Here is a 25,788-nt window from a genome sequence, read left to right as displayed (position 1 = left end):
CGCCCTCAGCCCTGCGGCCCGCGATAGCCCAGGGTGGCCTCGATCCGGCCGGCGAGACCGTCACGCCGTACGGGTCCGCGCAGCGACGAACCCGCCAGCCACACCCGGCACTTGCTCGCCAGCAACAGCCCGAAGCTCTCCGCGTCCTTCTCGTCGGCCAGGTCCGACCGGGTGCGGGCGGCCACCCTGAGGACGGTCGCCTGCAGGTCGGCGTCGTCCGACAGCATGCGGGCGGCGACGGCCGCGCCCTCCACATGGTGGCTGCAGTGCCCGGCGTTCATGTGCCACAGCTCATGGCCGAGGATCACCAACTGGTGGTCGGGCGCGGTGCGTTCCTCGACGACCACGAGGTCCTGGTCCGCCATGTCGAGCCACAGCCCGCTGGCGGTGCCCGGCGGGAACGCGGCCGTACGGAACTGCACCGGACGCCCGCGCCTTCTGCTCATGGCGTCGCACAGCGCGGCGTACAGATCGGCGGGCTCCGCCGGTGCCGGCAGTGAGAGCTCGTCGACCAACTCGCCGCACAGACGGCGCATGTCCTTTCCTATGCCCACAGAATCCCCCGGATCACGACTCGGGCCGCTTGACGCTCTCCAAGAGCATGTCCAGCCACTCGGCGACCTTGTCGCGGTGCTGGTCGGTGGGCAGCTGTGCGGCCCGCCAGGCGATGCCGCGGACGCCGTGGTCCTGCAGCAGCCGCTCCAGCGGATCGTCGGCGGCCGCCGGCGCCGCCTCGCGCTCCCGGTCGGCGAGCCGCTGGAGCAGCTCCTGCTCGGTGTGCTGGAGGGCGCCCGCGAGCGCCTCGGGGTCCTCCGCGGTGAGGAATCCGGCGTGCACCCGGAAGAACCGCTGGATGGCGTCGCAGTGCTCCATCGTGGGGCGGCGGTCGCCGTTGATGAGGGCGCCCGCCTGCTGGCGCGACATTCCGGCGCCGTCGGCGATCTCCTGCTGGGTGTAGCGGCGGCCGCCCGGCTTCAGCCGGGTGCGGCGCAACAGGTCGAGGCGCTGCAGGAAGCGGGCCTGGAGATCGGGCTCGCCCGCGGGCCGCCCGTTGAGCAGGGATCTGACCACGACCTCGGGGACTCCGGAGGCCGCGGACAGCCGCCGGACGTCGAACACCTCGTCGTGCGGCGCACCGAGCCTGTCGGCCAGCCCGGTGACTCGGGACACGACGGCCGGCAGCAGACCCGTCGCCGTGGCGCCCGGAACCTCGAAGCCATCCGTCACCGACACTTCTCTCCTACGTCTTCGTCGACCGCTCTGGTGGAACCGGATCCCTCGGACGTGAAGCCCCTGTGGGAATTCCGGAAGTGCGGAGTGAACCGCCCGAAGACCGGAGAGTAGCCCTTTGGTCGAACTCACATCCAGGTCTCGCCACAACTGTGGCGGGATTCAGCCGTCAACGGGCGTCAAATGCCACGATAGTTGACACCGCTCGGCCAGGGGTAGCAGGATCACGACGCCGCGATAGGGCCGCATAGGCAAGAGGGGTGGACCTCCCGATGGCATACCAGGCAGGAGGGCCCCGGCCACAGCCGCGACCAGCCCCCGAGAGTCGTGAGGCCCAGGCGTATCTCCAGGACTATGCCGCGCTTCTGGAGGCCGTCACCTTTCCCTCCGTCGTCGTCGACCACCGCTGGGACGTCGTCCTCGCGAACGGTGCGTTCGAGACACTTTTCCGCGGTGTGGGCCCGCATCCCACCGCCATGCCGGGGGACAACTTCCTCCGGTTCGTCCTGTTCCATCCGGACGCGGGCACGGTCCTCGGCGAGCACGAGTCGAGCTGGTGTCTGCCGATGCTGGCGCACTTCGCCGCCGCCGTCGAGCGGCACGGCCACGACCACGGACTCCAGTCGATCCTCCGGGACATCGCCCAGGACCCGATCATGGACGCCGCCTACCGGCACGGCCTGCCGCACTGGATCCGCTCGGTCGGCCCTGACGCCGTCGAGCACGACGGCGCGCTCCGGCCGCTTCTGCATCCCGACCCTCGCTGGGGTCGTACGGACTGCCGCATCGTCGGGGAGACCACCAAGACCCTTCAGGGCATGGGTTATACGCGACTGACCCTGGTCCTGCGCGAGGCCCGCCGCTCGCCCGCCCGGCGTACGCGACGCGCGTCGAGTCATCTGAGCGTGGTGCACACCGCGGAGGCGTAGCACCCCGTCACGCGAGCCGTTGGTCCTTCACCACACGGTCGACCGGCGCCCCGCGCTTCGCCGCCTGGATCTGCTCGTACACATGGGTCCGCAGCTCGGCGAACCGCGGAGCCACCCGGGTGTTCAACTGGTCGCGCTCGGCGGGGAGATCGATCTTCAGCTGCTCCTGGACGACGGTCGGGGAGGAGGAAAGGATCAGCACCCGCTCGCCGAGATACACCGCCTCGTCGATGTCGTGCGTCACGAAGAGGATCGTGATCCCCCGCTGCCGCCACAACCCGCGTACCAGGTCCTCCAGTTCGGCACGGGTCTGCGCGTCCACCGCCGCGAACGGCTCGTCCATGAGCAGCACATCGGGTTCGTACGCGAGCGCGCGGGCGATCGCCACCCGCTGCTGCATGCCGCCCGACAGCTGCCACGGGTACGCGCCCGCCGCGTCGGTGAGACCGACCGACTCCAGCGCGTCCGCGACCAGTTCACGACGCCTCGTGTTCGGCAACTTCTTCTGCTTGAGGGGGAGTTCGACGTTCTCGCGGACCCGCATCCAGGGGAAGAGGCTGCGCCCGTACTCCTGGAAGACGACGGCCATCCCGGGCGGCGGCCCGGTCACCCGCTCGCCTCCGAGGAGCACGTCACCCGCTGTGGGTGTCAGCAGTCCGCCCACGCACTTGAGCAGGGTCGTCTTGCCGCAGCCCGACGGGCCGACGAGACACACCAGTTCGCCGGCCTCGACCGTGAAGGTGAGGTCGCGTACCGCCTCCACGCGGCGGCCCGACCCCTCGTAGACCTTCTGGAGGCCGCGTACGTCGAGCATGGAGCGCCCTTTCGAGAGGTTCACGTTCGAGAGGTTCACGAGGACCGCCGGGAGACGTCGCGCAGACCGTGGTACCAGCCGAGCACCCGCCGCTCGACCAGCCGGAAGAGAACCGACAGAACGAAGCCGAGCAGCCCGAGCAGCAGGATCCCGGTCCACATGTCGGGGATGGCGAAGCCGCGCTGGAACTGGACGATGGTGAAGCCCAGCCCGTTGCTCGCGGCGAACATCTCGCTGATGACCATCAGGATGATGCCGATGGACAGGGCCTGCCGCAGCCCCGCGAAGATCTGCGGGCTCGCCGAGCGCAGTACCACGTGCCGCAGCCGCGCGACGCCCGTGATGCCGTACGAGCGGGCCGTCTCCGACATCACGGAGTCGACCGCCCGGACGCCCTCCACGGTGTTGAGCAGGATCGGCCAGACACAGCCGCTCGCGATCACCGCGATCTTCATCGTGTCCCCGATGCCCGCGAACAGCATGATGACCGGCACGAGCACCGGCGGCGGCACCGCGCGCAGGAACTCCAGGACCGGCTCGCACACGGCCCGCACCCGGTGGTACGAGCCGATGACCGTGCCCAGCGCCACACCGGCGACGGCCGCGCACGTGTACCCGGCGCTCAGCCGCAGCACGCTCGGCAGTACGTCCTCGCGCCACCGCTCGCCCGTCCACACGTCCGGGAACGTGGTGAGGATCGTGCGCAGCGACGGCCAGTAGATGTCGGTGTTGTCGTCCGAGGCGACCCACCAGAGCGCGACCAGCAGCGCGGGCAGCGCGACGGCGACGCACAGTCGCAGCAGCAGACCCCTCATACCGCCACCTCCCCGCGCACGGACTGGTGCCAGGACAGCGCCCGCCGCTCGACCGTCCGCGCGCCGACGTTGATCAGCAGCCCGAGCAGCCCGGTGACCACCACCAGCGCGTACATCTCCGGCACCGCCTGCGAGGTCTGGGCGACGGCGATCCGGGCGCCCAACCCCGGTGCCCCGATGACGAGTTCGGCGGTCACGGCGAGGATCAGCGCCACCGTGGCGGCCAGCCGCACACCCGTCATGACGTACGGGAGGGCCGAGGGCCAGAGCACGTGCCGGACCCGCGCCCAGGTGCCGAGGCCGTACGAGCGGGCCGTCTCCTCGGCGACCGGGTCGACGTCCCGGACGCCGTACATCACCTGGATCAGGACCTGCCAGAAGGACGCGTAGACGACGAGGAGCAGGACCGAGCGCAGATCGGTGCCGAACAGCAGCACCGCCAGCGGGATCAGCGCGACCGAGGGGATCGGGCGCAGGAACTCGATCGTCGAGGCCGTCGCCTCGCGGAGGTAGGGCGTGACCGAGATCAGAACTCCCGCCAGGATTCCGGCCGTTACCGCGATCGTGAGCCCGATCGCCCAACCCGTGAGCGTGTCCCCGAGCGCGGTCCAGAACGCCTCGTCGGCGAGTTCCGTCGCGAGCGCGTCGGCGATGCGGCTGGTCGGCGGGAAGTACTCGTCCTTGACGAGGCCGAGCCGCGGCACCGCCTCGCCGAGTGCGAGGAAGACCGCGAGCCCGGCCGCGCCCAGGACGGCGTTGGTACCCCTCACGGCAGCAGCTTGTCCAGGTCCGGGGCCTTGTCGAACAGACCGTCCTGCACGCCTAGTTCGGACAGCCGCTCGATGGAGGCGCGGTTAGGCTCGGCCGGCCACCGGGGCAGGGTCAGCGTCTCCAGGAGGTTCTTCGGGATCTTCGTGTACGTGGCGATGATCTCGCGGGCCTCGTCCGGGTGACTGTCGGCGTACGCGAGGGACTCGGCGGTCGCCTCCTGGAACTTCTTCACCATCTCCGGGTTCTTCTGGGCGTACTGCTGGGAGGTGAAGTACATGGCCACGGTCAGGTCGGGCGACACGTCGACGAAGAGCGACGCGATGCTGGTGCCGCCCTGGGACTTGATGGTGGCGAGCGCGGGTTCCACCACACAGGCAGCGTCCACCTGGCCGTTCGCGAGCGCGGCCGGCATCTGGTCGAAGGGCATCTCCACGAACTCGACCTCGGACGGGTCGCCGCCGTCCTTGCGGACCGACTCCTTGACCGAGGTGTCACAGATGTTGTTGAGCGTGTTGGCGGCGACCTTCTTGCCCTCCACGTCCTTGGCGGACTTGAGGGGACTGCCCTTCTTCACGGCGAGCTCCGCGAAGTCGGCGCCCTCCTTGCCGGTGGACGCGACGCCGTTCGCCACGGCCTCGACGGGCACGTTCTTGGACTGGGCGACCAGCAGGGACGTCATGTTGCTGAAGCCGAAGTCGAACTGGCCGGAGACGACACCCGGCACGATCGCCGCGCCACCCTGCGCGCTCGTCAGCGACAGCTTGATGCCGCGCTTGCTGTAGAAGCCCTTCGACTGGCCCAGGTACAGGGGCGCGACGTCGATGATGGGGATGACGCCGGCCTTGATCGTGGTGGTACCACCGCCGGACGCCTTGTCGTCGTCCGACCCGGCGGAGTCGGACGAACCGCAGGCCGTCGCGGCGACGAACACGGCGCCGGCCGCGAGGCCGATGAGCAGACGACGCATGACTCCCCCTCTGGACCACTGGGACAGTTCCTCGACAGGCTGTGCGCAGACCGCACAGAAGTGCTCAGCGGGAACGTAGAACCTCGCCGGGAGCGGGTCAATGCTCTTGACACGCACGGTCGTTGACAGTTGCCGAAGTGTGCTCCTAGCGTGCGCAGTGCGCACCCCCGTGCGTCCCGTGGAGGCGATGATGCCTGCTGGAGCCCGCGAACCGCACTTCGTCCGTTCCTTCGAGCGCGGCCTCGCGGTCATCCGCGCCTTCGACGCCGACCACCCGGAACTGACGCTCAGTGAGGTGGCACGGCACACCGACCTCACCCGCGCGGCGGCCCGCCGCTTCCTGCTGACGCTCTTCGACCTGGGATACGTCACGACGGACGGGCGGATGTTCCGGCTCACCCCGCGCGTCCTCGAACTCGGCTACTCGTACCTGTCCAGTTTCACCCTGCCGGAGATCGCCGAGCCGCACTTGGAGCAACTCGTCGCGCAGATAAGGGAGTCGTCGTCCCTGTGCGTCCTGGACGGCGACGACATCGTGTACGTGGCACGGGTGCCCACGCACCGGATCATGACCGCGACGATCACGGTCGGCACCCGCTTCCCGGCCCATGTCACGTCCGTGGGGCGGGTGTTGCTCGCCCAGCTGCCCGACCAGGAGATCGACGCCCGGCTCGGCCGCGCGGACCTGCGCGCCCTCACGGCCCGCACGATCGTCTCGGCCGACCTGCTGCGCACCGAACTGCGCCGGGTCCGCCGGCAGGGGTACGCGATCGTCGACCAGGAACTGGAGGAGGGGCTGCGCTCGGTCGCCGTCCCGGTACGGGACCGGGACGGCGAGGTGGTGGCCGCGGTCAACATCCCCGTGCACGCGAGCCGCAACTCCGTCGACTCCGTACGCCGTGACCTGCTCCCGCATCTGCTGGCCACGGTCGCCCGGATCGAGGCGGACCTGGGGTCCGTCCGGCGGATCAGGTCGCAGACGCGGTAGGAGGAGCCGTCACAGGTCGAGCACCAGGCGCTTTCCACGGCACCGGGACACACAGATGAGCATGGTCTCGCCGGCCTCCCGCTCCTCGTCCGTGAGCACCGAGTCCCGGTGGTCCGGGGTGCCTTCGAGGACATCCGTCTCGCAGGTCCCGCAGGTGCCCTCGGTGCAGGAGAAGAGCACCTCGACCCCCGCGGACCGTACGGTGTCGAGCACCGAGACGTCCGCCGGGACGGTGAGCGTGTGACCCGAGCGCTCCAGGACCACCTCGAACTCCGTGTCCGCGCCCGTCTCCTGGACCTTGGGCTGGAACCGCTCGACGTGCAGCGAGCCCTTCGGCCACTGTGCGCACCGCTCCTCCACGGCGTCCAGCAGCGGCCCGGGACCGCAGCAGTAGACGAGCGTGCCGGGCTGCGGGGTGCCGAGTTCGGAGTCGAGGTCGAGCAGCCCGGCCTCGTCCTGCGGGGCGACGCGCACCTTGTCCCCGTACGAGCTCAACTCCCCGACGAAAGCCATGGAGTTGCGGGTTCGGCCGCCGTACAGCAGTGTCCACTCCGCGCCCGCCGCCTCGGCCTCCGCCAGCATCGGCAGGATCGGGGTGATGCCGATGCCGCCCGCGACGAAGCGGTAGCGCGGCGAGGGCTGGAGGGCGAAGTGGTTGCGCGGGCCGCGCACGCGGACCTTGTCGCCCGCCTCCAACTGCCCGTGCACATGGGCGGATCCGCCACGCCCGTCGGGTTCCCGCAGGACCGCGACGCGCCAGGAGTGCCGGTCGGCCGGATCACCGCACAGGGAGTACTGCCGCTCCAGGTCCGGGCCCAGGATCACATCGACATGGGCGCCCGGCTCCCAGGCCGGCAGCTCCTCGCCCAGCGGATGGCGGAGGGTGAGGGCGAGCACGCCTTCGGCGGCCAAGTCCCGTCGCTCGACGACGAGTTCGGCATCGTAGGAGGTCATGAGCCGTTTCCTTGAGGGGCGTGCGGGTCGCTCGAAATGTTCGGAGCGTGCCGGATGTTCGGCGCGTGCGGATCCCGCGGGGCGTGTCCTTCGGGGTGGCCGAGCATCCACTCCCACATCTCGATCGGATCCTCGGCGCTGTGCTCGGCCCCGCAGTGACAGGTGCCGTGCAGCACATCGGTGCCCGGCAGCCAGTCGATGCGGTAGATCTCGCCGGTCGGACTGGTCACTGGACCTTCTCCATGGGCTTCTCGCCCTCCTCGACCAGCCGGGCGAGGATACGGCGGGCGGCCAGACCACCGGTGTCGATGTTGATGCTCAGCTCCTGGTAGCCGGTGCGCTCGGTCCCCAGCGTCTTCTGCAGCAGGTTGAGCGCGTCGACGTCCTGCATCACGACCGTGTGGTTGTTGCCCCGCAGGAACTCGGTGACCTCGTCGTCGTCGGTCGCCCAGTCGCGCGAGACCATCCAGAAGTCGTACACCTTGCCGTCGGCGGACGGCGTGATGGCGTACGTGATCTCCGTGTGGAAGCCGTTCGGGTCGCTGCCGTCCGCCTCGGGCACCACACCGACCGGGGCGATCCGGCTGTGCAGCAGATACAGACACGGCGCGTGGTACTCGATGTCCTGCCAGCGGGTGATCCGCCCCTCGATACCGGTCGACCTGGCGTAGAACGGCGGACATTCGGCGTCGTCCATGTGCCGGCTGACCCTGACGATGCCCGCGCCCTCGTCCACCTCGGTGGTGATCGGCGTCTCGGCGACCTCCGGGGTGCCGATGTAGCCGCCGTGCAGATACGTCTCGTGGGACAGGTCGAGGAGGTTGTCGACGAGGAGGCCGTAGTCGGCGTCGATCGGCTCCATCCCGCTGACGGTGACCCAGCCGGGGGAGTCCAGGTGCCTGGCCCGCGGAATGGTTTCAGGGTCGGCGAGGGCCGGGTCGCCTATCCACACCCAGATCAGGGCGTCCTGCTCGACCACCGGGTACGAGGCGACCCGGGCGGTGCGGGGGACGCGTTTCTGACCGGGCACGTACACACACGCACCCGTCGTGTCGTACGTGAAGCCGTGGTAGCCGCAGACGATCCGGTCGCCGTCGAGCCCGCTCTCCGAGAGCGGATAGCGGCGGTGCACGCAACGGTCGTGCAGGGCGACCGGCCGTCCGTCGTCCTCGGTGCGATAGAAGACGAGCGGCTCACCGAGAACAGTCCGACCGAGCAGCTCCCGCCCCACCTCATGGGCGTAGGCGGCGACGTACCACTGGTTCCTGGCGAAGGCGGTCATGTGAGGCATGGGCGGTCCCGTCCCTGAGAGCGGGGCGCCGTCGCCCCGCGTGCCGTGGTTGGAATCAGAGTCGTGACCCTTGTGGTGGCTCCGCAAGGCGGCTTCCGCGAGACGGAAGAGCTCTCGCCGGTGGCCGTATCTGTGGGTTGTGTGGCCGTGTGGCCATGGCGGGGGCGTGGCTCGGTTCGGACACTGGAGGTGTGGCCGGAGGGGCCGACGGACGGAGAAACAGGTGGTGGCGATGGCGAACGTTCATTCCGTGGCCGGAGTGCAGGTGCCGGATTCCGAATTGGCGGATGAGGCGACTCAGCTCGTCCGGGACAGTACGAACGATCTCATTTACGATCATTCGCGGCGGGTGTACTTCTTCGGCAGCCTTCAAGGCCGCAATCGGGATCTGAGCTTCGACCCGGAACTGCTGTATGTCGCGGCGATGTTCCATGACCTCGGGCTGGGGGAGCCGTTCCATGACAGTGGGCGCCGGTTCGAGGTGGACGGAGCCGACGAGGCGCGACGCTTTCTGCAGGCGAGGAGTGTGCCCGAGGACAGCATTCGCCGGGTGTGGACCGCTATTGCCCTGCACACGACTCCGGGCGTTCCGGAATTCATGGAGCCGGAGGTGGCTCTGGTGACGGCGGGCGTAGAGACAGATGTGCTGGGCATCGGATATCACGAGATTTCAGAGGCCGAGCGTTCCGCTGTGGTGGCCCTGCATCCCCGTCCCGACTTCAAGCACCGCATTCTGGATGCCTTCACCGAAGGTGTGCGGCCCAAGCCGGAAACCACCTTCGGCAATGTCAAGGCCGACGTCCTCGCCCACTACGTGCCCGGTTTCGAGCGCGGTGACTTCGTCCGCACCATCCTGGACTCCCCGTGGCCCGAGTAGGAGCGGATTCCGCGAATCGAGTGGTGGCCATCACCGCATTCGACGGCGTGCAATTGCTCGATGTGACCGGCCCCGCCGAGGTGTTCGGGACGGCCAACATGTTCGGCGCCCGCTACGACGTCCGGACCGTCTCTCCGGGCGGCGCGGACGTGCGTACGTCCTCGGGTGTGCGGATCGGGGTGGACGGTGCCTCGGAAAGCCTGCCCGCACGGCTGGGCACCGTGGTCGTGCCCGGCCGGCGCGACTGGCGGCAAGCGGTCGCGGACGTCGATGTCGTGGAGTGCGTCACCGAGGTCGTACGCCGATCCGACAGGGTCACCTCGGTGTGCGCCGGAGCCTTCCTTCTCGCGCACATCGGAGTGCTGGACGGGAGGCGAGCGGCCACCCACTGGCGGCTGGCCGACGAACTGGCGGCGGCCTACCCGCTGGTGAGCGTGGAGGCGGACCCGGTCTTCGTCAGGGACGGGCACGTCACCACCTCCGCCGGTATCACCGCGGGCATCGACCTGGCGCTCTCCCTGGTGGAGGACGACTACGGCCCCGATCTGGCACGCGACGTGGCACGTGAACTCGTCGTCTTCATGGCCCGTCCCGCGGGGCAGTCCCAGTTCAGCGTCCGCCTGATTCCGCGGGAGGCCAGGCATCCCGGGCTGCGACGGGCGATGGACACGGTCGTGGCCGACCCGGCGGCTCCGCACAGCCTGGACACACTCGCCCGGGACGTCGGCGTCAGCCCCCGCCACCTGACCCGCCTGTTTCGCAGCGAGACCGGCATGACGCCAGGTCAATACCTCGAATCCGCAAGGCTGGAGAGTGCCCGAGCCATACTCGAGGCCGGCGACGAACCCGTCGAAGCCGTGGCCGGCCGGTCCGGTTTCGGTTCTGCGGAGACCATGCGCCGCGCTTTCCACCACACGCTGGGGGTGACACCCACCACCTACCGGGCGCGTTTCAGGTCCACCAGGCCTGCGATCAGCAGCCCGAACGCCACGGGCAGCTGACCCGAACCTGAGTGCCGCGTCGGGCTGGTCGGGCGGGGAGTTGACTCCTCGACCAGCCCGGAGTGTCACGGTGGTCGAGATCCATCTGCGACGATCCCTGCGTGGACTACCCGAACGATCAGCACCCCGCGGCCCCCGTCCGCTCCGGAATTCCGGAGCACGGCCGTATCCCGAAGTACTACGCGGTGAAGGCGCGGATCTCCGCCCTCGTCGACGAACTCGGTGAGGGCGGGCTGCTCCCCACCGAGCGGGACCTTTCCGAGCGGTACGAGGTCGCGCGGGAGACCGTGCGGCAGGCGATCCGTGAACTGGTGCTGGAAGGGCGGCTGCGGCGACAGGGACGCGGCACGGTCGTCGCGGGCCCCAAGCTGGAGCAGCCCCTGTCGCTCGCCAGCTACACCGAGGGCGTACGACGTCAGGGGCGCACCCCCGGCCGTAATCTCGTCACTCTCGACCGCTTCCCCTGCCCCGAAGCGCTCGCCGCCGAGACCGGGCTCACGCGCGGCGAGCCGGTCTGGCATCTGGAGCGTGTGCTGCTCGCGGACGACGAGCGGGTCGGCCTGGAGAGCACCTACGTCTCCGTGGCCCGCATTCCCCGCCTGGACACCGACTTCGAGCCCGACTCCTCCTTCTACGCCTACCTCCACCAGCAGGGCATCGCCTTCGGAGACGCCGACGAACGCATCGAGACCGTGCTCGCCACCCCGCGCGAGGCCCTCCTCATCGGCACCCCGCCGGCCCTTCCGATGCTGCTGATCCACCGCGTATCGCGGGACACCGACGGGCAGCCGCTGGAGCGGGTCCGGACCCTGTTCCGAGGAGACCGGTTCTCGTTCACGACCCGTCTCCGCGGCTGAAAAAACACCCTCTGCTCGCCCCTCCGCTCCTCTGCTCACCGCCACCCTTCTGCCCACCTCCGCCCCTTTTTTATCACGAATAGATAACGGGTCTAGCCCAAACGTGATGGCCAGTTCACGCTCCCGTTGTGAGCCGGACCCTTCCGGTTCCCCGATCCCGAGGAGCGTGGCCGTCGTGAGAGTGATAGTCGTCGGAGCCGGCGTGGTGGGCACCATGCACGCCTGGCAAGCAGTGGAACGCGGCCATGAGGTCGTACAGATCGAGCGCGAGGCGGAGGCTCGCGGCGCCTCGTTGCGCAACTTCGGCCAGATCTGGGTGAGTGGCCGCGCGGGGGGCGAGGAACTGGAGACCGCGCTGCGGGCGCGGGAGCTGTGGGAGGAGATCGGCGGCCGGATCCCGGGACTCGGCTTCCGCCCGAACGGTTCACTGACCCCGGTCCGCGACGACCTCGAACTCGCCGTCGCCGAGGCCGCCGTAGCCCGCGAGGACGCACCCGCCCGCGGCTACAAGCTGTTGACGCCCGACGAGGCGCGCGCCCTGAACCCCGCCCTGCGCGGCGACTTCACCGGGGCCCTGTACTGCGAGCGGGACGCGGCCGTCGAGCCGCGCACCGCACAACTCGCCCTGCGCGCAGAGCTGTTGAAATCCCCCGACTACACCTTCCTGCCCGGCAGGGAGGTCCGCGAGGTCATCGGCCACCACGCCGTCCGTGACGACCACGGGGACGTGCACTCCGGCGACGCCGTCGTCCTCTGCACCGGCGCCTGGCTCGGCGGACTCGTCCGCGAGCTGGCCGGACCCGACCTGCCCGTCCGCCGAGTACGCCTCCAGATGATGCAGACCGACCCGCTGGGCGAGCCGCTCACCACCTCGGTCGCCGACGCCGACAGCTTCCGCTACTACCCGGCGTACGACTCGGCTGCCCTGGCCGAACTCAACGCCCGCCGGCCACAGGCCGAGACGGCCGCGCGCCACCGTATGCAACTGCTCATGGTGCAGCGTGCCGACGGCGGGCTGACCATCGGCGACACCCACGAGTACGAGCACCCGTTCGCCTTCGACACCCTCGAAGACCCCTACGACCACCTCACCGAGGTCGTCGAGTCCTTCCTCGGCCGCCCGCTGCCGAAGATCCGGCGCCGCTGGGCCGGGGTGTACGCGCAGTGCACCGACCCGAGCCGGGTCGTGCACCGGCAGCAGATACGCGACGGGGTGTGGCTGGTCACCGGGCCCGGCGGGCGCGGCATGACCTGCTCGCCCGCGATCGCCGAGACGACCGCCAAGGAGCTGGGATGGTAAGCGACCCCGAGAACATCCGACTTGTCGTGCTCGACATGGCCGGCACGACCGTCGCCGACGGCGGCCTCGTCGAGCGGGCCTTCGCGGCCGCGGCGCGACGCCTGGGAGCCGAACCCGACGCGATGCTGGACTATGTCCGCGCCACCATGGGCGAGTCCAAGATCTCCGTCTTCCGCCATCTGTTCGGCGAGGAGACGAAGGCCCAGGAAGCCAACAAGGCCTTCGAGGAGGCGTACGCGGAGCTGGTCGACGGCGGGCTCGTCGCGCCGATCCCCGGTGCACGCGAGGCGATCGAGCAGCTCAGGTCCCAGGGCCGCACGGTCGTGCTGACCACCGGCTTCGCGCGCACCACGCAGGACGCGATCCTGGCGGCCCTCGGCTGGCAGGACCTGGTGCCCCTGACACTGTGCCCCGCAGACGCCGGGGGCCGGGGGCGCCCCTACCCCGACATGGTCCTCGGCGCGTTCCTGCGGACGGCCGCGGCGGACGACGTCCGGCAGATAGCCGTCGTGGGCGACACCTCGTACGACATGCTCAGCGGGGTCCGCGCGGGCGCGGGCATGGTGGCCGGTGTCCTGACCGGCGCACACGACGAGAACGCGCTGCGGACGTCCGGCGCCACCCATGTGCTGGGCTCCGTGGCCGAGTTGCCGGGAGTGCTCGCATGAGCAGCGGCATCCGCTTCGAGTCGGTCACGGTCGCCTACGACGGGAACGTCGTCCTCGACGCGCTCGACCTCGCCGTCGAACCCGGCGAGGTGATGGCCCTGCTCGGGCCGTCCGGGTCCGGCAAGACCACCGCGCTGCGGGCGGTCGCCGGATTCGTGCGGCCCGCCTCCGGGCGGGTGTATCTGGGCGAGCGCGATGTGACCGACCTGCCGCCGCACCGGCGGGGGATCGGCATGGTCGTCCAGCAGTACGCGCTGTTCCCGCACATGCGCGTCGAGGACAACGTGGCCTTCGGGCTCAAGGCGCGCAAGGTCGCGAAGAGCGAGATACGCGCGCGGGTCGCCGAGGCGCTGGAGATGACCGGGATGGCGGCGTACGCACGCCGCCATCCACGGGAGTTGTCCGGCGGCCAGCAGCAACGCGTCGCCATCGCACGGGCGTTGGCCATCCGGCCCGGCGTACTGCTCCTCGACGAACCGCTGTCCGCGCTCGATGCCCGGCTGCGCTCCGGAATGCTCGCCGAACTCGCCCGGCTGCACCGGGAGTTGCCCGACGTGTCGATCCTGTACGTCACTCACGACCAGGTCGAGGCGCTGACGCTGGCCGACCGGATCGCCGTCATGGACCGGGCGCGCCTCCAGGACTGCGGGACTCCGCACGAGCTCTACCGGGCGCCGAAGACGCAGTTCACCGCTTCCTTCGTGGGCAACGCCAATCTGCTGCCCGTGACGGTGGGCGAGGGCGGCGTCTCCTTCGGCGGGCGCGAGGTCGAGGTCGGGACGGACGGGATCGCGCGCGGCGCGCAGGCCACCCTGTGCGTACGTCCCCACCTCGTCGGCCTCGGCTCGGGACCCAACCAACTGACCGGAACCGTCGACGAGATCCAGTGGCGGGGCGCCACCCACCGGCTGTACGTCGACGTGGACGGCCACCGGCTCATGGCGGACCTGAGGGAACTCAAGGCTCCGCCGGCTCACGGGGACGCGGTGACGCTGCACTTCGCACCCGAGGACGCGGTGTTGCTGCCCGCGGGAGGGAGCCATGACTGAGGTTGTTCGCCGGCCGCGGGTGAGTCGTGGCCGGTCGCGCCCCCGCGGCGGTGGCGGCAAATCGAACACAGCGCAGCGCCCCTGGTTGGCTGCCCTGCCGCCCGTCGTCCTGCTCGCCCTCGTCTTCCTCTACCCCCTCGCCCTGGTCGTCCAGCAGTCCTTCCAGCCCGACACCGGCGGGACCTCACTGCAGCCGTACGCCGACGTCCTCGGCTCGGAGGCCTTCCGCGAGGCGCTGTGGACCACCGTGTGGCTGGCGGTCGGATCGACGGTCGGGTGTCTGGTGCTCGGGTTCGTGCTGGCGCTGATCATCGCGTTCGTGCCGTTCCCCGGGGCGCGGAGCATCGCCAGGTTCATCGACGTCTTCCTCTCCTTCCCGTCCTTCCTGATCACGCTCGCCCTGCTCTTCGTCTACGGCACCGTCGGCATGGCCAACGGCCTCTGGACCGACGTCACGGGTACGGCGGACGGGCCGTTCCAGTTCCTGACCACGCCGTGGGGAGTACTCCTCGCCGAGGTCACGTACTTCACGCCCTTCGTCGTCCGGCCGCTCCTCGCCGCCTTCTCGCAGCTCGACACCGCGCAGCTGGAAGTGGCGGCCGGCCTCGGAGCGCGGCCCGCGCGGATCATCCGGACGGTGATCCTGCCGGAAGCGCTGCCCGCACTCGCGGCCGGCGGAAGCCTCGTACTCGTCCTGTGCCTCAACGAGTTCGGGATCGTCCTCTTCACCGGAGCGAAGGGGGTGACGACCCTACCGATGCTCGTCTACAGCAAGGCGATCCTCGAATCCGACTATCCGGGCGCGTGCGTGGTCGCCGTCGTCAACGTCCTGATCTCCGTGGGGCTCTACGGCCTCTACCGGGTGGTGAGCCGTCGTGCTGGTGCATAGCCGGAAAGGGAAGTGGGCCGCCTGGGTCCTGTTCCTCGTGCTCTTCCTCCCGCTGTTCGCCCTGCCCCTGCTGGTGATCCTGGCCGCGTCGTTCGCCACCAACTGGTCCAGCGTCCTGCCGTCCGGCTTCACCACCGGGCACTACGACGCCGCCACCCGCGGCGAGGCCCTCCAGGCGCTGACCACCAGCCTGGTCACCGCGCTCACCGCCAGCCTGCTCGCGCTTGCCGTGGGGACCTGGGCCGCCCTCGCGGCGTCCGGGCTGAAGCGACGCCAACGACGGTTCCTGGACGCCCTGTTCGTGCTGCCCGTCGCCGTGCCCTCCGTGGTCGTCGGGCTCGCCGTCCTCGTCGCCTTCTCCAAGCCGCCGCTGCTGCTCAACGGCACCCGGTCGATCGTGATCCTCGCGCACGCCGTCCTCGTCACCGCGTTCGCATACCAGTCCGTGTCGGCCGCGATCGCCCGGCTCGACCCGGCGTACGAGCAGGCCGCGGCCTCGCTCGGCGCCCGCCCCTCCTACGTCCTGTGGCGAGTGAAGCTGCCCCTGCTGCTGCCCTCGCTCACCGCCGCCGCCGGCCTCTGCTTCGCCCTCTCCATGGGCGAGTTGAGCGCCACGATGATGCTCTACCCGCCCGGCTGGACCCCGCTTCCGGTCCTGATCTACGCGGCCACCGATCGCGGCGCCCTGTTCGCCGGCTCCGCGCTCGCAGTGGTCCTGATGACGGCGACGCTGCTCGCCCTGCTCGCCGTCTCCCGCGTACGCACCAAAGCCTCGTATCGCTGACCCGTCCCCGAACAGCCCTCTCAGTGCAAGGAGTTCACCTCGCCATGCCTCGAAACAGGATCGTCCCGATCGCCGCCCTCTGTCTCCTCGCCGCCCCGCTCACCGCCTGCGGGGGCACCTCCGCCGCCTCCGACGAGAAGGTCGTCACCGTCTACAGCGCCGACGGCCTCAAGGGCGAGAACGGCGACGGCTGGTACGACCGGATCTTCAAGGACTTCGAGAAGGAGACGGGGATCAAGGTCGAGTACGTCGAGGGCGGCTCCGGTGAGGTGGTGCAGCGCACGGTCCGCGAGAAGAGCAACACACAGGCCGACGTGCTCGTCACGCTCCCGCCGTTCATCCAGCAGGCCGACGGCAAGGGTCTGCTCCAGAAGTACACCCCGGCCGGATCCGACCAGGTCGACGGCGCCGACAAGGCGGCCGACGGCACCTGGACCTCCGTCGTCAACAACTACTTCGGGTTCGTCTACAACAAGAAGGAGCTCAAGCAGGCCCCCACCACATGGGAGGAGCTCCTCGACGCCGAGTACAAGAACAAGATCCAGTACTCCACGCCCGGTGTCGCAGGTGACGGAACCGCCGTACTGATCAAGGCGATGCACGACTTCGGCGGCGAGAAGCCCGCGATGGACTACCTCCGCAGGCTCCAGTCCAACAACGTCGGCCCGTCCGCCTCCACCGGCAAGCTCGCGCCCAAGGTCGACAAGGGTGAACTGCTCGTGGCGAACGGCGACGTCCAGATGAACTTCGCCCAGGCCAAGTCCATGCCGAACCTTGCCATCTGGTTCCCGGCGACCGGCACGGGCAGGCCCACCACCTTCGCCCTGCCCTACGCGGCCGGGCTGGTCACCGACGCCCCGCACAGCGAGAACGCCAAGAAGCTCCTCGACTTCATGCTGAGCCGGAAGGCCCAGCAGCAGGTCAGCGAGATCGGCGGCGGCTTCAGCGCCCGCCAGGACACCAAGGCCACCGACGCCAACGCGATCGCGCTCACCAAGCTCATGGACGGCGTGGAGGTCTTCCAGCCCGACTGGGCCGACATCGACAAGAACCTCACGTCGTACGTCGACGAATGGAAGGAAGCGACCGGAAGCTGATCGTTCCCCGAGGCGGACCGCAGCACCGTGTTCCGGACACACACCTCACGTACCGCCGTGTTTCACACAGATGCCACGCGACCCTTCCCTGTCGTTTGTTGCTCTTGGAACACTCCATTCGCGCACGTTCCATCACGTACTTGCCCGCAGTACCCCTTCAGGACAAGAGGTCACCTGCCATGCCCGAAGTGAATCGGCGCCGTTTCCTCCAACTCGCAGGCGGCACCGCGGCGTTCACCGCGCTGTCGGAGAGCATCGCCAAGGCCGCGGCCATTCCCGCGGGGTACCACCGCGGCACCATCGAGGACGTCGAGCACATCGTCGTCCTTATGCAGGAGAACCGTTCCTTCGATCACTACTTCGGTGCGCTCAGAGGCGTCCGCGGCTTCGGCGACCCGCACCCGGTCACGCTCGACAACGGCAAGTCCGTGTGGCACCAGTCGGACGGCACCAAGGACCTGCTGCCCTTCCACCCGGAGGCCGACGATCTCGGCATGCAGTTCCTGGAGGGCCTGCCGCACAGCTGGCCCGACGGGCACGCCGCCTACAACGGCGGCAAGTACGACAAGTGGGTCCCCGCGAAGGGCGCCACGACCATGGCGTACCTGACCCGCGAGGACATCCCGTTCCACTACGCGCTCGCCGACACCTTCACCGTCTGCGACGCGTACCACTGCTCGTTCATCGGCTCCACCGACCCGAACCGCTACTACATGTGGACGGGCTTCACGGGGAACGACGGCAAGGGCGGCGGGCCGGTCCTCGGCAACGACGAGGTCGGCTACGACTGGACGACGTACCCGGAACGCCTGGAGAAGGCCGGGATCTCCTGGAAGGTCTACCAGGACATCGGCAACGGCCTGGACGCGGCCGGCTCCTGGGGCTGGATCTCGGACCCGTACCGCGGAAACTACGGCGACAACTCGCTGCTCTACTTCAACAAATACCGCAACGCCAAGGCCGGCGACCCGCTGTACGACAAGGCCCGCACCGGCACCGACGCCCGCAAGGGCGAGGGTTTCTTCGACCAGTTGAGGGCCGACGTCAAGGGCGGCAAGCTGCCGCAGGTCTCGTACATCGCCGCCCCCGAGGCCTTCTCCGAGCACTCCAACTGGCCCTCGAACTACGGCGCCTGGTACATCTCCCAGGTCCTGGACGCGCTCACCTCCGACCCCAAGGTGTGGGCGAAGACGGCCCTGTTCATCACGTACGACGAGAACGACGGCTTCTTCGACCACCTCGTCCCGCCGCTGCCGCCGCGCGACGCCGACCGCGGCAAGTCCACCGTCGACGTCGGCCCGGACCTCTTCGCGGGCAGCTCGACGCATGTCGCGGGCCCCTACGGGCTCGGCCCGCGTGTGCCGATGATCGTCGTCTCGCCCTGGAGCAAGGGCGGTTACGTCTGCTCCGAGACCCTCGACCACACCTCGATCGTCCGGTTCATGGAGCGCCGCTTCGGCGTCGAGGAGCCGAACATCTCGCCCTGGCGGCGGGCCATCTGCGGCGACCTGACCGCGGCCTTCGACTTCTCCCGCAAGGACAGCAAGCCGGCCGATCTCCCGGACACCGACGCGTACGAGCCGCCGGACAAGGACCGGCACCCGGACTACAAGCCGACCCCGCCCGCGGACCCCGAGCTGCCCAAGCAGGAGCGCGGTATGCGGCTCGCCCGCCCGCTCCGGTACGCGCCCTGGATCGACGGCTCGGCCGACCCGAAGGCCGGGAAGTTCATGCTGACCTTCGCCTCGGGCAAGAAGGCCGGCGCCTCCTTCCACGTGACCTCCGGGAGCCGCACCGACGGACCCTGGACCTACACCACCGAGGCCGGCAAGAGCGTCTCGGACACCTGGAACTCCGCCTACTCGAACGGCTCGTACGACCTGACCGTGCACGGGCCCAACGGCTTCGTACGTGTCTTCAAGGGCCCCGGCAAGACCGCCGGACCCGAGGTCACCGCACGGCACGACGGCGACGACATCGAGCTGACCTTCACCAACAAGGGATCCCGCACGGCCGAGCTCAAGCTCACCAACGGCTACGGCGGCAGGCCCAAGTCGATCCGGGTACGGCCTGGCGCGACCGTCAGGCACACCGTGGACCTGGGAGCGAGCAAGCGCTGGTACGACCTCACGGTGTCCGACGCGGGCGGTTCGTTCCTGCGCCGGTTCGCCGGGCACGTCGAGAACGGCCGGGTGGGCGTCAGCGACCCGGCGATCGCCAGGGCCTAGAGGGTGCGATTCGCCACCGGAGATGCGATGAGTCCCACATCGCACGGACTGGTCAGGTACTGGTGGGCCCGGGGTAGTGTGCCCCGGTGACCACGCATTCGAACACTCCTGCAGGTTGGTACCCGGATCCTCAGGGTCTGCCCCAGACGCTGCGTTACTGGGACGGCGTTCAGTGGACCCAGCACACCAACCAGGACCAGCAGCAGGCTCAGGCCGCCCAGCCGGTCCAGCACGTGCAGCAGCAACCGCAGCACCCTGTGCAGCAGCCGCAGCCCGTGCATCAGCAGCCGGCGCATCAGCAGCCGGTGCAGCAGGTTCCGCAGCAGGCGGGAGGGTTCGACCCGCGTGTGCAGCAGCAGGTGCATCAGCAGGCCGGTGTCGCACCGAACGCCGCCGGCGGGGGCACGCTGTTCACCGAGCCGGTCCTGGTGGTGAACCAGAAGGCCAAGCTGATCGAGCTGACCAACGAGTACAAGGTCATGGACCAGCAGGGCAACCAGCTCGGCTCGGTGGTGCAGGTCGGACAGGGCGCGCTGAAGAAGGTGCTGCGCTTCTTCGCGAGCCTCGACCAGTTCATGACGCACAAGCTGGAGATCCGTGACGCGTACGGTCAGCCGCAGCTGCTGCTGACCCGGCCGCGGAAGTTCATGAAATCGCGGGTGCTCGTGGCGCGTCCGGACGGTTCGCCGGTCGGTGAGATCGCCCAGCAGAACATGATCGGGAAGATCAACTTCGCGATCAAGGCCGACGGCAAGCAGGTCGGCGCGATCAAGGCGGAGAACTGGCGCGCCTGGAACTTCTCGATCGTCGACCACGCCGACAACGAGGTCGCCCGGATCACCAAGACCTGGGAAGGCCTCGCCAAGACGATGTTCACGACCGCGGACAACTACGTCCTGCAGCTGCACTACCGGCTTCCCGAGCCCATGTTGAGCCTCGTGATAGCGACGGCGCTGACCGTCGACACGGCGCTCAAGCAGGACAACCGAGGGCTTGGCTGACGCGTCGGTTCGTCGGTTCGGCTGGTCGTCATGAGGGAGGGCGGTCGCGGGCATCCGCGGCCGCCCTCCCTCATTCCGTCGTGGCCTACAGCCGGGTGAGACGCCCGCGCTTCGGCTGCCGCGGCAGCAGCGACGGCTCGTTCAGGGCCGATCCGGGCTCCAGGGCGAGAACCGCCGCCACCGGGTGCTCCTCGTCCGTCGAAGGTTCCGTCGAAGGCACCGGCGTGGCGCGCGACAGCGTCACCACACCCCAGGCCGCGACCGCCGCCCCGGCCAGCGCGAGCAGCAGTCCCGCCGCGCCGCCCTGCAGCCGCTCGCCGAGCAGCGAGAGGCCGATCACCGCGGCGGCGATCGGGTTGGCCAGCGTCACCACCGCGAGGGGAGCGCCGAGCCCGCCCTTGTAGGCGGTCTGAGACAGCAGCAGGCCGCCCGCCGCGAACGCGGCGACCAGCAGCGCGACCACGATCACCTGCCCGCTGAGCAGGGATTCCGAACGGTCCGTCGCGGCGACCGTGACGGTCTGCGTGAGCGCCGAGGCGACACCCGAGGCGAAGCCGGACGCGCTCGCGTGCCGCAGCCCGGGGCGGGTGCCCCGCCCGGCCAGTACGCCGATGAGGACCGCGGTCGTGCCCGCCACGGCCAGCGCCTGCGGGAGGCTCAGCAGATCGTCGGGCGCGGGCCCGGACGCCGTGACCAGCAGGGCCGCGAGCCCGGCCAGCGTCAGCGCCGTACCGCGCCACTCGACGAACGTGACGCGCCGCCCCGCCATCCGTGCGCCCAGCGGCACCGCGGCGACGAGCGTGAGCGCGCCGAGCGGCTGGACCAGGGTGAGGGGCCCGTACTTGAGGGCGGCCACGTGCAGCAGAGCCGCCGACGCGTTGAGGCCCACGGACCACCACCAGGCACCGCTGCCGAGCAGCCGGAGCACCCCGGAGTCGGGGGTCCGTGCGGCCAGCCGCTGCTGGGCCACCGCCGCGGCGGCGTACGCGACGGCCGAGAACAGCGACAGGACGACGGCGACGAGCGTGGCGCTCATCGTCCGGCTCCCACGAGCTCCGGAGCGTCCTGCGCGCCGGGTGTCCCCGGCCCGTTCGGCCCGTTGGGCCCGTCCGATCCTCCCGGTCCTTCCGGTACGGAGCTGCCGGCGCCCACGCGCTCCGGGGTGGGCGCCGTCGGTGTCGCCGTCCGGCGCGGTACGCGGATCACGGCGAGGGCGATGCCGAGGAGCGCGGCCGCCACGATCGCGTCGAGCCAGTAGTGGTTCGCCGTGCCGACGACGACCAGCAGCGTGACCAGCGGATGCAGCAGCCACAGCCAGCGCCACCGGGACCGGGTCGCGGCGATCAGGCCGATGGCGACCATCAGGGCCCAGCCGAAGTGCAGGGACGGCATCGCCGCGAACTGGTTCGACAGCGAGTCGGTCGCGGGCGAGGCGCCGTACACCGTGGGCCCGTACACCTGGCCGGTGTCCACGAGGCCCGTCGCGGCGAGCATGCGTGGCGGGGCGAGCGGGAACGTGAGGTGCACCACCAGGGCGGCGGCGGTGACCGCGGCAAGCACCCGGCGGGCCCACACGTAGTGCCCGGGCCGCCGCAGGTACAGCCAGACCAGGAAGGCCGCGGTGGCGGGGAAGTGGACGGTCGCGTAGTAGGTGTTGACGATGTGCACGAGGGTGTCGCCGTGCAGCAGCGCCGACTGCACATCGCCCTCGCCGGGCAGACGCAGGAACCGTTCGAGGTCCCAGACCCGGTGCGCGTTGTCGAAGGCCTCGGCGGTGTGGCCCGTGGCCAGCTGCCGGCCGAGCTTGTAGACGAGGAAGAGCCCCGCGACGAGCAGGAGCTCACGGACGAGGGGCGGCCGCCGTATCGCGGCTTCCCCTTCTCTTGCAGGCTCGGTTCCGCTTTCCATCCCCCGGCCCCTTTGCTGACGTTCTGGTGGTGCTGGTGCGTGGTGAGCCCAGGAGGGGATCCACTCGACACAGGGGTGGGTCCTGTCCAAGGCTCATCGATACGCCAGTGTACCGATACGATCGCGTTCCGGTACACTGGCGTATCGATAGGACTTACGCCACACTTGGGGCCGGGTCGAGGGCCACACTGGAGAGCACACGGGAAGCGGGCCCGCACGGGGCCGCGGAGACCAGCGAGGAGAAGAGCCATGACGTCGCAGGCAGCGGACGGACCGGAGACGGTCGTCGCCTCGCGCCGCTCCAAGATCACGCGCGAGCGTGAGCAGGAGTTCTTCGACGCCGTGCTCGACCAGATCCGCGAGTGCGGCTACGACGCGCTGACCATGGAGGGCGTCGCCTCCAGCACCCGGTGCAGCAAGTCCACGCTCTACCGGCAGTGGAAGACGAAGCCGCAGTTCGTGGCGGCCGCGCTGCGCGCCAACCACTGTCCCAAGTTCATCGGTATCGACACCGGCTCGCTCGCCGGTGACCTGCGTGCGGTCGCCCGCACGGCGGGCGAGCGGTCGGACGAGGACACCAGGCTGCTCCAGGCGCTCGGGCAGTCCCTCATGCAGGACGACGAACTGCAGCGGGCGCTGCGCGACGCGCTGGTGGAGCCCGAACTGGAGGCGCTCCGGGGAATGGTCCGGCGCGCGGTCGACCGCGGAGAGATCGCGGCCGACCATCCGGTCCTGGAGTTCGTGCCGGCGCAGCTGCTCGGCGTGCTCCGCGTCCGCCCACTCCTTGAGGGGCGCCCCGCGGACGCGGACTACCTCCTGCGCTATGTGGAGGTGGCCCTGCTGCCGGCCCTGGGGCTGTCCGACACCACCTGAGACCCAGGCCGCCGTCCACGGGATGACTGGACGGTGACCTGCTCGCGCCGCACCGTGGGGACGGGGGCGGCGCGCACCCCCCGGCCGGGTGGGGTTCCTCTCCAGCGGAGAGGCGCTCCACCCGGCCGATCGGTGTCCGGTCACGGTCACGGCTCCGGGGCCGTGACCGTCGTACGTCCTACACGTTCTGCCCGTTGCCGCCGCCGCCCGCGGCCTCCTTGATGCCCTTGGTGATCTCGTCGATGACCGACTGCTCGGGGGCCTTGGAGCTGACATCGATGCCGAAGCGCACGACGACGAGCTGCTTGGAGTTGGAGGGCGCCGGGAAGACGAGCGACTCGACGTAGCCGTCGTCGCCCTTGCTCGTGACGACCTTCCAGCGGACCGCGTAACCCTTCTGCCCGGCCACGGTCACGGCCTTGGACGAGAGCTCGTCGTGCGAGGTGATCTTGCCGTAGCTCTTGCCGCCGTAGGACTCCTCGGCGTTCTTGGCGATGTCCTCCTTGGCGGCGGCCTCGGCGGTGGTGGCCTTGAGCTCCAGGGCGAGCGCGGGGGCCGAATAGGCGCCGCCCAGGCTGCACTTCTCCGAGGTGTCGCCGGGACACTCGTAGGAGCCCTTGGTCGTCACCTGCGCGCCCACCTGGATGGTCGAGCCGCTCCACCCGTCGGGCACGGGCAGGCTGATGCCGTTGATCGGGTCCGTGGCGTAGCCGTCCTCGGAGGGCAGCGGCTGCGGGATCGCGGACTCGCCGCCCTCCGGGGCACCGGGGCCGCCCTGTCCGCCGCCGTCCTGTCCCTGCGGGCCGCCCGGCGGGGTCGGCACCGGCTGGGCGTTGGTCGAATCGGTGCCGTTCGAGCCGTCGTCCGCGGTCAGCGCGTACACACCGCCGCCGATGCCGGCGAGGACCGCCACGGCGACGGCCACGGCTATCGCCGTGCGGGCTTTGCGCCGCGGGCCGCCGGGGTGCGCGCCGGGATACGGCGAGCCCGGTGAGAACGCCGGAGGACCCCAAACGGCGCCGGACTCCGCCGGGCGGGTCTGGTCCGTCCATGTCCTGCCGTCCCACCAGCGTTGCGTTGCGGGGCCGTCAATTGTCTGCCCGGGGTCGGGATACCAGCCGGGGGGAGTCGCCTGCGTCATGGGTCCACCGTATGAGGCGCGGGTGAAAGCCGGATGAGAGGATCCGGATTCATTTCACCCAATCACCAGCCGCACCGGCTGTTTCAAGCCCCGGGGCGCCCGGGGCAGCCCGTCCCGCCCTGGTGTCACCGAGCCCAGCACGCTGGGATGCCGGGCTCCGGTGCTCCTCGGGTCGGTGCCCGCGAGACCGTGCAGCGTCAGGAATCCGAGGACGGCGAACGCGTACGCCTCCTTCGCCGCCGACGGCAGGCCCAGCGCGTCGGAGGTGTGCAGCGGCACCCCCGGCAACTCCTCGGCGAGCATCGCCATCAGGACGGGATTGCGCGTGCCGCCGCCCGAGGCGATGACCTCGGTGGCGCACACGGAACGGACGGCGTCCGCGACCGTGCGCGCGGTGAGCCGGGTGAGGGTGGCGATCACGTCCTGGTGGGGGAGAGTGCCGCGGCCCGTCGGAGACGCCGGAGCCGTCGGGGCCGCCGGAGTGGCCGGAGCCGCAGGAGTGCCCGGATCGGCCGCTGTGGCCGGGGCGGCCGGATCCGCCACAGCCGCCAGAGCCGCCAGCAGATAGTCCCGGTGGAACAGCTCCTTGCCGGTCGTCTTCGGTGCGGGCAGGGCGTAGTACGGCTCGTCGAGGAGCCGGCGCAGCAGCGGCTCGTGGACTCTGCCGCGGGCGGCCAGCGCGCCGTCCGTGTCGTAGGCGCGGCCGGTGAAGTGGTGGACGGCCGCGTCGATGAGCGCACCTGCGGGACCCGTGTCGAAGGCGGTTCCGTCGGGCGCGGTGAGGTTGGCGATGCCGCCGAGGTTCAGCGCGACCGGGGTGCCCGGCCTGCCGCGCAGCCACAGCAGGTCGACGAGGCTCACCAGGGGCGCCCCCTGGCCGCCGGCGGCGATGTCACGCGGCCGGAAGTCGGCGACCACGGGCAGCCCGGTGGCCTCCGCGATCCAGGCGGGCTGACCGATCTGCAGCGTGCCGCGCACCCGCCCGCCGTCGGTCCAGTGGTAGACGGTCTGGCCATGTGAGGCCACCAACTCTGCCTGTCCGTCGCACAGTTCACGGTCGGCGCGGAGGGCGGCCGCCGCGAAGGCCTGCCCGATGAGCGTGTCCAGGCGGCACACCTCGGCGAGGGTCGTGGCCGCCGGGGGCAGCGCCGCAGCGAGGGCCTCGCGCACCTCGGCCCCGTACGCGTCGCCGACCATGCCGAGCGGCCGCAGCACCAGACTGTCCCCGTCGAGCCGCAGATCGGCCGCCGCCGCGTCGATCGCGTCGTACGACGTGCCGGACATCAGGCCGATCACCCGCACCCGCCCGACCCCCTCCGGATCCAGTCACACCCGCTCGGCCTCCACCTGCTCAAC

The 25,788-nt window shown here is 70.2% G+C and carries 27 protein-coding genes; 14 read left to right on the top strand and 13 right to left on the bottom strand.

All coding sequences use genetic code 11. The features are described 5' to 3' along the window. Nucleotides 1–5: 5 nt before the first annotated feature. Both JEQ17_RS09200 and JEQ17_RS09195 read right to left on the bottom strand, forming a co-directional pair. The gene (locus JEQ17_RS09200; protein ID WP_200394766.1) at nucleotides 6–536 is read right to left on the bottom strand and encodes a toxin-antitoxin system, toxin component; all 531 of its coding nucleotides are present in this window, start codon (nucleotides 534–536) and stop codon (nucleotides 6–8) included. Between the two features lie 31 nt (nucleotides 537–567). Beyond that, on the bottom strand, nucleotides 568–1,227 hold the full coding sequence (locus JEQ17_RS09195) for a helix-turn-helix domain-containing protein (RefSeq protein WP_200401396.1): 660 nt from the start codon (nucleotides 1,225–1,227) through the stop codon (nucleotides 568–570). A 275-nt stretch (nucleotides 1,228–1,502) separates the two neighbouring features. Between JEQ17_RS09195 and JEQ17_RS09190 the strand changes: the two genes are divergently transcribed. Beyond that, nucleotides 1,503–2,159, top strand: a complete 657-nt coding sequence (locus tag JEQ17_RS09190; RefSeq protein ID WP_200394765.1) for an MmyB family transcriptional regulator — start codon at nucleotides 1,503–1,505, stop codon at nucleotides 2,157–2,159. Nucleotides 2,160–2,166: 7 nt separating this feature from the next. On the opposite strand, the gene JEQ17_RS09185 is transcribed toward JEQ17_RS09190, so the two are convergent. The 4 genes from JEQ17_RS09185 to JEQ17_RS09170 are packed head-to-tail and all read right to left on the bottom strand — an operon-like array spanning nucleotide 2,167 to nucleotide 5,526. Continuing rightward, complete coding sequence (locus tag JEQ17_RS09185; protein WP_200401395.1) at nucleotides 2,167–2,973, bottom strand: ABC transporter ATP-binding protein; 807 nt, start codon at nucleotides 2,971–2,973, stop codon at nucleotides 2,167–2,169. Between the two features lie 35 nt (nucleotides 2,974–3,008). Next, complete coding sequence (locus JEQ17_RS09180) at nucleotides 3,009–3,788, bottom strand: ABC transporter permease (RefSeq protein ID WP_200394764.1); 780 nt, start codon at nucleotides 3,786–3,788, stop codon at nucleotides 3,009–3,011. After that, nucleotides 3,785–4,558, bottom strand: a complete 774-nt coding sequence (locus JEQ17_RS09175) for an ABC transporter permease (RefSeq protein WP_200394763.1) — start codon at nucleotides 4,556–4,558, stop codon at nucleotides 3,785–3,787. Before JEQ17_RS09175 ends, JEQ17_RS09180 begins: the two co-directional genes overlap by 4 nt. Further along, nucleotides 4,555–5,526, bottom strand: coding sequence for an ABC transporter substrate-binding protein (locus JEQ17_RS09170; protein WP_200394762.1), 972 nt, complete (start codon nucleotides 5,524–5,526; stop codon nucleotides 4,555–4,557). Before JEQ17_RS09170 ends, JEQ17_RS09175 begins: the two co-directional genes overlap by 4 nt. Before the next feature lie 190 nt (nucleotides 5,527–5,716). Between JEQ17_RS09170 and JEQ17_RS09165 the strand changes: the two genes are divergently transcribed. Continuing rightward, nucleotides 5,717–6,514, top strand: a complete 798-nt coding sequence (locus JEQ17_RS09165) for an IclR family transcriptional regulator domain-containing protein (RefSeq protein WP_200394761.1) — start codon at nucleotides 5,717–5,719, stop codon at nucleotides 6,512–6,514. A 9-nt stretch (nucleotides 6,515–6,523) separates the two neighbouring features. Here JEQ17_RS09165 and JEQ17_RS09160 read toward each other — a convergent pair whose 3' ends face one another. Genes JEQ17_RS09160 through JEQ17_RS09150 form a run of 3 tightly spaced genes read right to left on the bottom strand, consistent with a single transcriptional unit; the run spans nucleotide 6,524 to nucleotide 8,759 of the window. Continuing rightward, nucleotides 6,524–7,468 carry a PDR/VanB family oxidoreductase gene (locus JEQ17_RS09160; protein ID WP_200394760.1) on the bottom strand — a complete coding sequence of 315 codons (945 nt, stop codon included), beginning with the start codon at nucleotides 7,466–7,468 and terminating at the stop codon, nucleotides 6,524–6,526. Further along, nucleotides 7,465–7,698: a hypothetical protein gene (locus JEQ17_RS09155; protein WP_200402109.1), complete on the bottom strand. Its 234-nt coding sequence runs from the start codon at nucleotides 7,696–7,698 to the stop codon at nucleotides 7,465–7,467. The genes JEQ17_RS09160 and JEQ17_RS09155 overlap by 4 nt, the downstream gene beginning before the upstream one ends. Continuing rightward, nucleotides 7,695–8,759: an aromatic ring-hydroxylating dioxygenase subunit alpha gene (locus tag JEQ17_RS09150; protein WP_200394759.1), complete on the bottom strand. Its 1,065-nt coding sequence runs from the start codon at nucleotides 8,757–8,759 to the stop codon at nucleotides 7,695–7,697. Before JEQ17_RS09150 ends, JEQ17_RS09155 begins: the two co-directional genes overlap by 4 nt. 232 nt (nucleotides 8,760–8,991) lie before the next feature. On the opposite strand from JEQ17_RS09150, the gene JEQ17_RS09145 reads away from it, so the two are divergent. The 11 genes from JEQ17_RS09145 to JEQ17_RS09095 all read left to right on the top strand — a co-directional run bounded on the left by JEQ17_RS09145 (nucleotide 8,992) and on the right by JEQ17_RS09095 (nucleotide 20,510). Further along, on the top strand, nucleotides 8,992–9,636 hold the full coding sequence (locus JEQ17_RS09145; RefSeq protein ID WP_200394758.1) for an HD domain-containing protein: 645 nt from the start codon (nucleotides 8,992–8,994) through the stop codon (nucleotides 9,634–9,636). 23 nt (nucleotides 9,637–9,659) lie between these two features. Continuing rightward, nucleotides 9,660–10,637 (top strand): GlxA family transcriptional regulator, encoded by a 978-nt coding sequence (locus JEQ17_RS09140; RefSeq protein ID WP_200394757.1) that lies wholly within the window; start codon nucleotides 9,660–9,662, stop codon nucleotides 10,635–10,637. 101 nt (nucleotides 10,638–10,738) lie between these two features. Further along, nucleotides 10,739–11,494, top strand: a complete 756-nt coding sequence (locus JEQ17_RS09135; protein WP_200394756.1) for a GntR family transcriptional regulator — start codon at nucleotides 10,739–10,741, stop codon at nucleotides 11,492–11,494. 175 nt (nucleotides 11,495–11,669) lie between these two features. Beyond that, on the top strand, nucleotides 11,670–12,794 hold the full coding sequence (locus tag JEQ17_RS09130; RefSeq protein WP_200394755.1) for a TIGR03364 family FAD-dependent oxidoreductase: 1,125 nt from the start codon (nucleotides 11,670–11,672) through the stop codon (nucleotides 12,792–12,794). Continuing rightward, the gene (locus JEQ17_RS09125) at nucleotides 12,788–13,462 is read left to right on the top strand and encodes a phosphonatase-like hydrolase (RefSeq protein ID WP_200394754.1); all 675 of its coding nucleotides are present in this window, start codon (nucleotides 12,788–12,790) and stop codon (nucleotides 13,460–13,462) included. Before JEQ17_RS09130 ends, JEQ17_RS09125 begins: the two co-directional genes overlap by 7 nt. Further along, nucleotides 13,459–14,511 carry an ABC transporter ATP-binding protein gene (locus JEQ17_RS09120; RefSeq protein ID WP_200394753.1) on the top strand — a complete coding sequence of 351 codons (1,053 nt, stop codon included), beginning with the start codon at nucleotides 13,459–13,461 and terminating at the stop codon, nucleotides 14,509–14,511. The genes JEQ17_RS09125 and JEQ17_RS09120 overlap by 4 nt, the downstream gene beginning before the upstream one ends. After that, a complete protein-coding gene (locus JEQ17_RS09115) occupies nucleotides 14,504–15,400 on the top strand; it encodes a 2-aminoethylphosphonate ABC transporter permease subunit (RefSeq protein WP_200394752.1) in 897 nt (298 codons plus the stop codon). Before JEQ17_RS09120 ends, JEQ17_RS09115 begins: the two co-directional genes overlap by 8 nt. After that, entirely contained in the window at nucleotides 15,387–16,184 is a 798-nt protein-coding gene (locus JEQ17_RS09110; protein WP_200394751.1) for an ABC transporter permease subunit, read from the top strand. The genes JEQ17_RS09115 and JEQ17_RS09110 overlap by 14 nt, the downstream gene beginning before the upstream one ends. A gap of 44 nt (nucleotides 16,185–16,228) precedes the next feature. Then, entirely contained in the window at nucleotides 16,229–17,281 is a 1,053-nt protein-coding gene (locus JEQ17_RS09105; protein ID WP_200394750.1) for a 2-aminoethylphosphonate ABC transporter substrate-binding protein, read from the top strand. Between the two features lie 179 nt (nucleotides 17,282–17,460). Beyond that, nucleotides 17,461–19,509 carry a phosphocholine-specific phospholipase C gene (locus JEQ17_RS09100; protein WP_200394749.1) on the top strand — a complete coding sequence of 683 codons (2,049 nt, stop codon included), beginning with the start codon at nucleotides 17,461–17,463 and terminating at the stop codon, nucleotides 19,507–19,509. Between the two features lie 86 nt (nucleotides 19,510–19,595). Further along, nucleotides 19,596–20,510, top strand: a complete 915-nt coding sequence (locus JEQ17_RS09095) for a phospholipid scramblase-related protein (protein ID WP_200394748.1) — start codon at nucleotides 19,596–19,598, stop codon at nucleotides 20,508–20,510. A gap of 85 nt (nucleotides 20,511–20,595) precedes the next feature. On the opposite strand, the gene JEQ17_RS09090 is transcribed toward JEQ17_RS09095, so the two are convergent. Further along, nucleotides 20,596–21,546, bottom strand: a complete 951-nt coding sequence (locus tag JEQ17_RS09090; RefSeq protein WP_200394747.1) for a DMT family transporter — start codon at nucleotides 21,544–21,546, stop codon at nucleotides 20,596–20,598. After that, nucleotides 21,543–22,418: a phosphatase PAP2 family protein gene (locus JEQ17_RS09085; RefSeq protein WP_200394746.1), complete on the bottom strand. Its 876-nt coding sequence runs from the start codon at nucleotides 22,416–22,418 to the stop codon at nucleotides 21,543–21,545. Before JEQ17_RS09085 ends, JEQ17_RS09090 begins: the two co-directional genes overlap by 4 nt. Nucleotides 22,419–22,667: 249 nt before the next feature. On the opposite strand from JEQ17_RS09085, the gene JEQ17_RS09080 reads away from it, so the two are divergent. Further along, nucleotides 22,668–23,291, top strand: a complete 624-nt coding sequence (locus tag JEQ17_RS09080; protein ID WP_200394745.1) for a TetR/AcrR family transcriptional regulator — start codon at nucleotides 22,668–22,670, stop codon at nucleotides 23,289–23,291. Nucleotides 23,292–23,469: 178 nt separating this feature from the next. On the opposite strand, the gene JEQ17_RS09075 is transcribed toward JEQ17_RS09080, so the two are convergent. Together JEQ17_RS09075 and JEQ17_RS09070 are read right to left on the bottom strand one after the other, a co-directional pair. Beyond that, nucleotides 23,470–24,432: a DUF2510 domain-containing protein gene (locus JEQ17_RS09075; protein WP_200394744.1), complete on the bottom strand. Its 963-nt coding sequence runs from the start codon at nucleotides 24,430–24,432 to the stop codon at nucleotides 23,470–23,472. Nucleotides 24,433–24,486: 54 nt separating this feature from the next. After that, entirely contained in the window at nucleotides 24,487–25,734 is a 1,248-nt protein-coding gene (locus JEQ17_RS09070) for an anhydro-N-acetylmuramic acid kinase (protein ID WP_200394743.1), read from the bottom strand. Nucleotides 25,735–25,788 lie beyond the last annotated feature (54 nt).

It is taken from the genome of Streptomyces liliifuscus (genome assembly GCF_016598615.1).
Classification (GTDB): domain Bacteria; phylum Actinomycetota; class Actinomycetes; order Streptomycetales; family Streptomycetaceae; genus Streptomyces; species Streptomyces liliifuscus.
The sequence above is the reverse complement of the archived record's forward strand: the minus strand, read 5'-3'. Positions and strand labels throughout refer to the sequence as shown.

What these genes read in the sequence shown, in the direction of transcription:
- JEQ17_RS09200 (WP_200394766.1), bottom strand. Translation starts at nt 536, where the DNA reads ATGCGCCGTCTGTGCGGCGAGTTGGTCGACGAGCTCTCACTGCCGGCA.
- JEQ17_RS09190 (WP_200394765.1), top strand. Translation starts at nt 1,503, where the DNA reads ATGGCATACCAGGCAGGAGGGCCCCGGCCACAGCCGCGACCAGCCCCC.
- JEQ17_RS09185 (WP_200401395.1), bottom strand. Translation starts at nt 2,973, where the DNA reads ATGCTCGACGTACGCGGCCTCCAGAAGGTCTACGAGGGGTCGGGCCGC.
- JEQ17_RS09180 (WP_200394764.1), bottom strand. Translation starts at nt 3,788, where the DNA reads ATGAGGGGTCTGCTGCTGCGACTGTGCGTCGCCGTCGCGCTGCCCGCG.
- JEQ17_RS09170 (WP_200394762.1), bottom strand. Translation starts at nt 5,526, where the DNA reads ATGCGTCGTCTGCTCATCGGCCTCGCGGCCGGCGCCGTGTTCGTCGCC.
- JEQ17_RS09165 (WP_200394761.1), top strand. Translation starts at nt 5,717, where the DNA reads ATGCCTGCTGGAGCCCGCGAACCGCACTTCGTCCGTTCCTTCGAGCGC.
- JEQ17_RS09160 (WP_200394760.1), bottom strand. Translation starts at nt 7,468, where the DNA reads ATGACCTCCTACGATGCCGAACTCGTCGTCGAGCGACGGGACTTGGCC.
- JEQ17_RS09150 (WP_200394759.1), bottom strand. Translation starts at nt 8,759, where the DNA reads ATGCCTCACATGACCGCCTTCGCCAGGAACCAGTGGTACGTCGCCGCC.
- JEQ17_RS09145 (WP_200394758.1), top strand. Translation starts at nt 8,992, where the DNA reads ATGGCGAACGTTCATTCCGTGGCCGGAGTGCAGGTGCCGGATTCCGAA.
- JEQ17_RS09125 (WP_200394754.1), top strand. Translation starts at nt 12,788, where the DNA reads ATGGTAAGCGACCCCGAGAACATCCGACTTGTCGTGCTCGACATGGCC.
- JEQ17_RS09120 (WP_200394753.1), top strand. Translation starts at nt 13,459, where the DNA reads ATGAGCAGCGGCATCCGCTTCGAGTCGGTCACGGTCGCCTACGACGGG.
- JEQ17_RS09115 (WP_200394752.1), top strand. Translation starts at nt 14,504, where the DNA reads ATGACTGAGGTTGTTCGCCGGCCGCGGGTGAGTCGTGGCCGGTCGCGC.
- JEQ17_RS09105 (WP_200394750.1), top strand. Translation starts at nt 16,229, where the DNA reads ATGCCTCGAAACAGGATCGTCCCGATCGCCGCCCTCTGTCTCCTCGCC.
- JEQ17_RS09100 (WP_200394749.1), top strand. Translation starts at nt 17,461, where the DNA reads ATGCCCGAAGTGAATCGGCGCCGTTTCCTCCAACTCGCAGGCGGCACC.
- JEQ17_RS09090 (WP_200394747.1), bottom strand. Translation starts at nt 21,546, where the DNA reads ATGAGCGCCACGCTCGTCGCCGTCGTCCTGTCGCTGTTCTCGGCCGTC.
- JEQ17_RS09085 (WP_200394746.1), bottom strand. Translation starts at nt 22,418, where the DNA reads ATGGAAAGCGGAACCGAGCCTGCAAGAGAAGGGGAAGCCGCGATACGG.
- JEQ17_RS09080 (WP_200394745.1), top strand. Translation starts at nt 22,668, where the DNA reads ATGACGTCGCAGGCAGCGGACGGACCGGAGACGGTCGTCGCCTCGCGC.
- JEQ17_RS09075 (WP_200394744.1), bottom strand. Translation starts at nt 24,432, where the DNA reads ATGACGCAGGCGACTCCCCCCGGCTGGTATCCCGACCCCGGGCAGACA.